The sequence below is a fragment of the Methylobacterium sp. WL116 genome (genome assembly GCF_008039455.1).
In the GTDB taxonomy this organism is placed as follows: domain Bacteria; phylum Pseudomonadota; class Alphaproteobacteria; order Rhizobiales; family Beijerinckiaceae; genus Methylobacterium.
Genome location: NZ_VRUV01000199.1, coordinates 1 through 7,925, shown reverse-complemented (window position 1 = coordinate 7,925; position 7,925 = coordinate 1). Strand labels below are relative to the sequence as shown.

General features: G+C 71.5%; 6 protein-coding genes, 1 other RNA gene and 1 pseudogene. 2 read left to right on the top strand and 6 right to left on the bottom strand.

What is annotated here, in order from left to right:
• The 5 genes and pseudogenes from FV223_RS15120 to FV223_RS15100 all read right to left on the bottom strand — a co-directional run.
• A pseudogene (locus FV223_RS15120) lies at positions 1-260 on the bottom strand (flagellar motor protein MotA); the annotation flags it as partial.
• A 268-nt stretch (positions 261-528) separates the two neighbouring features.
• Positions 529-1,347, bottom strand: coding sequence for a TIGR00282 family metallophosphoesterase (locus FV223_RS15115; protein ID WP_147727811.1), 819 nt, complete (start codon positions 1,345-1,347; stop codon positions 529-531).
• A gap of 2 nt (positions 1,348-1,349) precedes the next feature.
• Positions 1,350-1,937, bottom strand: a complete 588-nt coding sequence (locus tag FV223_RS15110; RefSeq protein ID WP_147727810.1) for a 5-formyltetrahydrofolate cyclo-ligase — start codon at positions 1,935-1,937, stop codon at positions 1,350-1,352.
• A non-coding RNA gene (gene ssrS, locus FV223_RS15105) (6S RNA) lies at positions 1,927-2,083 on the bottom strand. Before ssrS ends, FV223_RS15110 begins: the two co-directional genes overlap by 11 nt.
• Positions 2,084-2,146: 63 nt before the next feature.
• Positions 2,147-3,622, bottom strand: coding sequence for a formyl transferase (locus tag FV223_RS15100; protein WP_313899076.1), 1,476 nt, complete (start codon positions 3,620-3,622; stop codon positions 2,147-2,149).
• 353 nt (positions 3,623-3,975) lie between these two features.
• On the opposite strand from FV223_RS15100, the gene FV223_RS15095 reads away from it, so the two are divergent.
• Together FV223_RS15095 and FV223_RS15090 are read left to right on the top strand one after the other, a co-directional pair.
• Positions 3,976-6,078: an exopolysaccharide transport family protein gene (locus tag FV223_RS15095; protein WP_147727808.1), complete on the top strand. Its 2,103-nt coding sequence runs from the start codon at positions 3,976-3,978 to the stop codon at positions 6,076-6,078.
• A 10-nt stretch (positions 6,079-6,088) separates the two neighbouring features.
• Complete coding sequence (locus tag FV223_RS15090; RefSeq protein WP_246686350.1) at positions 6,089-7,423, top strand: VpsF family polysaccharide biosynthesis protein; 1,335 nt, start codon at positions 6,089-6,091, stop codon at positions 7,421-7,423.
• Here FV223_RS15090 and FV223_RS15085 read toward each other — a convergent pair.
• On the bottom strand, positions 7,377-7,874 hold the full coding sequence (locus FV223_RS15085; RefSeq protein WP_147727807.1) for a hypothetical protein: 498 nt from the start codon (positions 7,872-7,874) through the stop codon (positions 7,377-7,379). The two genes, FV223_RS15090 and FV223_RS15085, sit on opposite strands and share 47 nt — an antisense overlap.
• Between the last annotated feature and the right edge of the window lie 51 nt (positions 7,875-7,925).

Genomic DNA, 7,925 nt, shown 5'->3' with positions numbered 1-7,925 from the left:
CCGTCGCGCCGGGCCTGGATCGCCGGCACCAGCGGGACGACGAGGCGCGGCGGGCGCTTGGCCGCCTCCCCCGAGGCGACCGCGTTGACGTAGGACGCCTCGCGGTAGAGCCGGATCACCTGCCCGAAGGCCAGCAGCACCGCGATGAGGAGTACGCCGAGGATCAGGCCGTTGAGCCCCGGATTGGCCTGGAAGGCGGGCGTGATCTGGCGAAACAGGATGAAGGCGAGGAACCCGACCAGGATCAGGAAGACCAGCATCCGGACGAGGTAGATGCCCGGCTTCGCGATCGGTCTCCTGGCCGCCGGAATCTTGCCCGCCGGACTCTTGCCGATCGGCCTGTCCGCACTCGGCTGTGCGGGAAACGCGGTGTCGGAACGGGCGGCCATCGGTCGCGACTCTTCGGAAGGTGGCGCGAGGTCGTCTCCCGAAGATGATCGGCGGCCTCGATCGAGCAGGCCGGCACTGTGGCGTCAGCCTACGATGCGATCAAGCCGCACAGCGCGCGTTCACATCGTTCAGTGCGGACTAATCCCAATCCCGCGGCCAGGTCTCCTCGAGATGAGGCCCGAGGCGAACCGCCGAGACCGTGACGGCGAGGCCGTCCGCATTGGTCTCGACGGCGATGCCGCACAGGGTGCCCTCCCCTTGCGCCGCTTCGAGGCGGGCGCCCGGCGTCTTCTGCAGGAAGCGCCGCAGCGGCTCCTCCTTCTGCATGCCGAGCACCGAGTCGTAATCGCCGCACATCCCGGCATCCGTCAGGTAGGCCGTGCCGCCGGGCAGGATGCGGTGGTCGCCGGTCGGGACGTGGGTGTGGGTGCCGACGACGAGGCTGGCGCGGCCGTCGAGGAACACGCCGAAGGCCTGCTTCTCGCTGGTCGCCTCGGCATGGACGTCGATGACGACCGCATCGGCGGCCTCGCCCAGCGGGCAGGCGGACAGCTCGCGCTCGACCGCGGCGAAGGGGTCGTCCAGCGCGTCGATGAACAGCCGGCCCATCACGTTGACGACGAGGACGCGGGCGCCGGCCCGGGTCTCGACGATGGTGGCGCCCCGGCCCGGCGTGCCGGGCGGGTAGTTCGCCGGCCGGACCAGCTTCGGCTGGCGGGCGATGAAGACCAGCGCCTCGCGCTGATCGAAGGAGTGGTTGCCGAGCGTCACCGCGTCGGCGCCGGCCCCGAGGATCTCGTCGCAGATCGACTCGGTGATGCCGAACCCGCCGGCCGCGTTCTCGCCGTTCACGACCACGCAATCGAGCCGCCAGCGCTCGCGCAAGGCGGGAAGCCGGTCGGTGACGGCCTTTCGGCCGGGACGCCCGACCACGTCGCCGAGAAAGAGAAGCCGCATCGTCAGAGGTCTTTGGTGAGGGGAACGAACCCGGCCTCGGTCACGAGGTGGTCGAGGGGGCGATCGTGCGGCTCGGCCGGGACCCGCTGGATCTCCTGGACCGAGAAGGCGATGCCGATGGTCAGCACCGGGCCGCTGCGCGACAGTCGGCTGATCGCCTGGTCGTAGTAGCCGCGGCCGTAGCCGATGCGCTGGCCGCGCCGGTCGAAGGCGGCGAGCGGCACGATCAGGGCGGTCGGGTCGAGGGCCGGCAGGTCGTCGCGCGGCTCGCTGAGGCCGAAGCGGCCGGCGACCAGCGTCTCGCCCGCGCGCCACTCGCGGAACACCAGGCCGTCCGGCGTGACCTTCGGCAGCGCGACGCGCTGGCCGCGGGCGAACAAGCACTCGATCAGCGGGCGCGGGTCGGCCTCGCTGCGGATCGGCCAGAAGGCGCCGACGAGGGTGGCCTCGGCGAGGCCCGCGACCGTGAGGGCATGCTCGGCGATCGCGAGCGATCCGGCGCGCCTGGTCTCCGGGTCGAGGGCGTCGCGCCGTGCGAGCGCGTCGCTTCGCAGGGCGGCCTTGTCGGAGGAGGTCGAGTGCGGAGCCACGTGAGCCGTTGGAGGATCGATCCCGGGAAACCTACAGTGTAGGTGGGCGCCGTGTTGGCCAAGTTCAGGGACGAGGCCAGGGACAGCTCCCGGGGGAGTCGATAAGGCCCCGGGGAAAGTGCTCCTGACGGACTCTGCAGCCCCGCCCAACACATGTAGCGGTGCGCCCCCGTCCGCGCCAGGGGGCGCGAGCGCCGAGCGTCGTGAAATCAGCGGCCGAGCAGGGTGCGCAGGCGGGGCGAGCGCGCCGACCCGTCGATGCATTCGAGCGTCGCCGACCGGTTGAGGGTGTGGAGGCGGGTGCCGGGCCAGGACGGCCCGGCGGTCAGCCTCGTCTCGACGGTCTGCGCGTAGCCCTCCGCGTCGAGGCGGTCGATCCGGGCGAGCGCCAGCGCCCGGCCGTAGCCCTCGGTGCAATCCTGGATCGGGCGGATCAGGGCTCCGTCGCGCGCGACGATGCGTCCGGCCGGCCGCGCCGAGGCGACGTCGACCAGCACCGGGTTGTGGGCATGCGGCGTCCAGGGCCCGCGGAAATCCGGTGCCGACCAGAGATGGAGCGCATCCGAGTACGAGCCGCTGCCGAGCGCCGCGCCGAGCGGCGCATCGCGGACGGTCGCGAACATCCACCACAGGCCGCCATGCTCGACCAGGGTCGCGTCGCTGGCGACGACGCCGGAGACCAGCGTCGCCTCCTTCACCCAGCCGCCCGGAAAGGCGGTGGCGCGGTAGAGGTCGATCGTGCCGGCGCTGCCGGTTTCGGGCACCATCCAGGCCTCGCCCGCGCGCTCGAACACGAACGGATAGGAGAGGTGATGGGCCTCCTCCAGCACCGGAACCGGTACGCCGATCGGGCCGTCGGTCGAGAACCGTACCGCCGAGACGATGCCCTTGGCCGTCGCGTGGACGAAATCCTCGACGAACAGCCAGGTCTCGCCGCGATGATCGAGGGGGAACGGGTCGGCGTAGAAGCGCCGGCCGTCGTCGGGCAGGGTGGTCCAGCCGGTGTCGGGGTGCCGGCGAAGGTCGATCACGTCCGGCCCGTCGAGCCGGCGCCAGCCGACCCGCCAGTGCGGGGCATGGTAGCACAGGTGGTAGAGCCGCTGCGCGACGGCGTGGGCGAGGATGCGCCCGGTGCGTGACAGGATCTGGGGGGCCGTGAGCTCGGCCGGTGGTGCCGCGATCCCGGGGCGTCCCGTCGCGGGGCCGCCCTCGTGGCGCCCGGCGAGCGCCGCCGCCAGCAGGGACACCGTGCGGATCAGCGCGTCGTCGAAGGAGGTCAGCATCACCCCGCGGCGTTCGGTGCCCGCGCGACCCGATGCGACGAGCCGGCTCCCGTCGGCGAGCGCCATCATCGGGGCCCGCCCCGCCAGGAGGCTCGCGAGCAGACCGGCCTCGCCCGGCCGGCCGTCGTAGGACAACCGCCAGATCGAGCCGGCCTCCGCGGCGGCGACGTCGCCGCAGAGGTCGACGATCAGATCCGGCCGCGCATGCCCGGTCGGCCGCCACGCGGACAGGTCGCGATCCTGCGCCGGCGACGAGGCGCCCGATCGCGGCAGGCGGTGGATCAGCGTCTCGAGCGAGAACAGCAGGTCGGCGTTGGCCGGCCACGCGTCCGGCCCGGGGCGCGCATCGATCTCGATCGCGTCGACGCCCGGCAGGACGGCGATCCGACGGAGCAGGTGCACGTGCCAAAGGCGCGGCCTCCGACCATCGAGACGCAACCTGAGACGCATGCCGCCGACCGATCCCTCTCGAACGTCCCGGCGAACGCCGCGTCCCCGCCCGTCGCGTTCGGCGCCAGGAACCGGGATACCCGGTGCAATCCGTCGTTGCGATCTATCACCAATTTCGTGACCGAGAAGATAACCTTGAAGACAGAGGCCGCCGCCCGATCGACATTAACCCTTACCCGAAGAAGCGAGGTCCGAACCCGGGGTACTACGCAGTCTTGAGGGATTTTCATTCAGTTGCGCACACCTTGCAGTATCCGGTCAGGCGCCCGTAAAACTGACCCAATTTGACACGACGGTGGCCCACGGTGGCACAGCTGAACAGAAACCTTGCCGTTTCGGCCTGGATCGAGCCGGTCGCGCCCGAGCGCGTGGTCACATCCAAGCCCGAGACCACGGCCGAGCTCGGCGACCTGTGGCGCATCCTGTTCCGGCGCTGGAAGCTGATCCTCGGCACGGCGAGCGTGCTGGGCTTGGCGGCCCTGGCCTACGCCGTCCTCACGCCGTCCCTCTATACCGCGACCGCGCAACTCCTGATCGATCCACGCGACCGCGTCGTCGTGAACAACGACGTCAATCCCGGAGCGCTGTCGCCCGACGGCGGCGTGACGCAGGTCGAGAGCCAGGTCCGCGTGATCGAATCGGACACCGTGCTGTCGCGCGCCATCGCCGAGACCGGGCTGGACAAGGATCCCGAGTTCGGTGCGGCGAGCACCGGCATCGTCGGGCGCGCCGTGCGCTCCCTCCGTGAGATGATCGCCGGGCGGCAGCCGGACAAGGTCGTCGACGCACGCGGGCAGTCCCTCGACCGGCTTCGGCGCAAGCTCTCGGTGAAGCGTGCCGACAAGGTCTTCGTCGTCGACGTGATCGTCACCACCACCGATCCGGACAAGTCGGCGCGGATCGTCAACGCCATCGCCAAATCCTACCTGTCGGACCAGACCGAGGCCCGGGCCGAGGGCGCCAAGCGCGCATCGGGCGAGCTGCGCGGCCGCCTCGACGACCTGCGCAACGCCGTGAACCAGGCCGACCTGCGGCTGGAGGACTACAAGGCGAAGAACGGCCTGATCGCGTCCAGCGGGCGCCTCGTCGGCGAGCAGCAGCTCACCGACAGCAACGCCCGCGTGGTCGCGGCCCGAACCCGCACGGCCGAGGCGCGCGCCCGCCTCCAGGGCGTCAAGGACGCCCGCGGACGGCCCTTCGCCGCCGGCGCGACGCCCGAGGCGATCCAATCCTCGGTGATCGACCGCCTGCGCGGCCAGTACGCCGAGCTGGCGAGCAAGGAGGCGGACCTGCGCACCAATCTCGGCGAGCGGCACCCGTTCATCGCCGCGACTCGGGCGCAGATGCAGGACGTGAAGCAGCTGATCGACGGCGAGCTCGGCCGCATCGCTCAGGCGGCGGAGTCGGAGTATCAGCGGGCGCAGGCCAACGAGCGCACGCTCACCGCCGACCTCGAGAAGCTCCAGAAGCAATCCGCGGTCAGCGCCCAGTCGAGCATCCGCCTGCGCGAGCTGGAGCGCGACGTCGACGCGAGCCGCACCGTCTACAACAACTTCCTCGTGCGCTCGCGCGAGCTGAAGGAGCAGACCGGGATCGACAGCACGAACGCCCGCGTCATCACCTGGGCGCGCCCGCCGGCGGACGCCTCCTGGCCGCCGCGGCTGTTCCTAGTGCTTGCGGCCTCGCTCGCCGGCCTCGGCCTCGGCACCGGCTTCGCCCTGGTTCGGGAATATGCCGAGCCGACGGTGCTGTCGCAGCGCCAGCTCGAGCGCCTGTCGAACGCGCCGGTCGTCGCGACCCTGCCGCGCCTGCGCCGCCGGAGCGACGGCGCCAGCGCGTCGGCGGCGGGCTTCACCCTCGACCACCTCCACGAATCGACCGATGGCGGCCGCTCGATCAGCATCCTCGTCACCTCCGGCGAGGCGGACGACGCCGACCGCAAGGCGGTGATCGACCTGCTCGCCTCCGTCGCGGTGGCGCGCGGCGAGCGGGTGCTGATCGTCGACGCCGACATGCGGATCGACGATTCGAGCGTCGGCGGCCTCCTCGACGTGCTCCGCGGCGAGCAGAGCCTGAACGCCGTCACCCGCCTCGATCCTGCGACCGGCGCGCGTCGGATGGGCATGGGCGACGCGCAGAAGCCGGTGCGCGACGCGTTCCTGCGCACCAACGTCGAGCGCTTCCTCGCCGGGGTGAAGGGGCGCTACGAGCTGGTCATCCTCGACGGCGGCGTCTTGTCCGAGAACCTGCGGATCGGGCCGGTCGCGGCGGCCGCCGACCGCCTGCTGCTGATCGTGCGCAACGGCGCCACCCGCCAGCGCGACCTCCTCAGCCTCGTCGGCACCTCGGAGGCCCTGGGCCGGCCGGTCTCCGGCTCGCTGCTGCTCGACGCGCGCGCGGCGAGCTGAGGAACCGATCGTGACGCAGGCGTACCGCCCGACGACGCCGGCGCACGCGGCCCGGCGGCAGCCGCAGGCGTTCCCGCTGCCCTCCCTCTCGCGGTTCGAGTCCTGGGCCCTGGTCGTGCTCGCCCTGGTCACCTGCGGCCTGTCGGGCGGCATGCTCTGGGCCGTGGGCATCAACTACGACGGCATCACCGGCTCGGCGGCGCAGAAGGTCCATCCCGCGACCTACCTCGCGGTGTTCCTGTTCGGCTGGACGATGCTGCGGGCCGGCAACCCGGTGATCCCGATGGCGGCGGCGGCCGAGCGGCGTCCCGCGAGCGTGCTGCTCTGCCTCGTCGGCTTCGGGCTGCTCGCCTTCATCGCCTCGCGGAACGGGACCGGGCTTGCCGGCTCGCTCGACACCTACGTGCTCACCGGCCTCGTCGTGATCCTGATGGCCGACCGGGACGCGATCACCATGCGGCACGTGGAGATCGTGGTGCACGCGGTCATGGTCGCCAACGCCGCGCTCGGCCTCGTCGAGTTCGTGAGCGGCCAGCGCTTCTTCCCGTTCCGCATGGACGGGCAGGCCTTCGACACCGACACGCGCTCGGCGGCGCTGCAGGGCCATCCGCTGGCCAACGCGACGTTGACCGCCTGCTACATCCTCGCCCTGTTCAACGGCGGCGGCCAGCTCCGTCCGATCACCCGCGCCGGCTTCATCACCCTGCAGCTGGTGGCGCTGATCACCTTCGGCGGACGCTCGGCGACGGTGGTGACGCTGTGCTTCGGCAGCGTCTTCGCGGTGGTCGCCCTCAACCGGGCGCTCCGCACCGGGCGCGTGCCGCTGCTCGGGGCGGCGATCGCCGTGTTGATGCTGACGATGGTGCCGATCGTCGTCGGCGGGCTCGCCGTCGGCGGCTTCTTCGACGCGCTGCTCGAGCGCTTCGTCTCGGACGGCGGCAGCGCCAATGCCCGCGTCGAGATGCTGGCGATCTTCGATGCGATCCCGTTCCGCGATCTCCTGGTCGGGCCCGATCCGTCGATCGTCGACACCCTGCGTCGGATGTACGGCCTCGAATGGGGCATCGAGAACCCGATCGTGCGCAGCCTCCTCTACAACGGCGTCGCGATGACGGTGCTGCTGATCGTCGCGATCGCGCTGTTCCTCTACGAGGTGGCGCGGCAGTGCCGGCACGGCGTGTTCCTGCCGATCCTCGCCTTCGTCGTGCTGATCAACACCTTCGAGAGCATCGGCGGGAAGACGACCCTCCTCGCCAAGTTCGCGCTGATGCTGCTGGTGCTGTACCCGCCCCGCCCGCTCAGCGCCTCGCCGTCCCCGGCATCGTCAGGCCCAGCGCGGCGATGATCGCGGGATCGATGCGGTGGGCGTCGTCCATCAGGCCGAGCCCGTCGAACAGGTTCCAGAACGCCCAGGCGAAGCCCGCGGCCTCCGCCGCCTCGCGGACGTCGCGGATGTAGCGGGCGCGATCGGGGGCGCGCGACGCGACGTAGCGCGCATCGCTCCTCAGGGCGCCGAACTCCCCCATCAGGATCCGTCGCGGCGCGACGCCGTAGAGGTCGGCCCAGGTTCGGATGTCGGCGAGATTGCGATCGAGGTAGCCGCGGTCCGGGTCGGCGGCGAAGTACTCCTTCATCTTCGTCTCGGTGACGGCGTAGGCCGCCGCCTTGTCCGCGTCGGAGGTCGCGGTGTCGGCGCGCATGCGGGCGCGGACCGCCGCCAGCGTCGCGTCAAGCGTGCCCGCGCGCGCCGGCCACGGCACGTCGTTGAGCGCCCGATAGATCGGCTCGTCCTTCATCCAGGGCGCGCCCTGGATGAAGGACGAGCCGATCTATCGGGCGCTCAACGA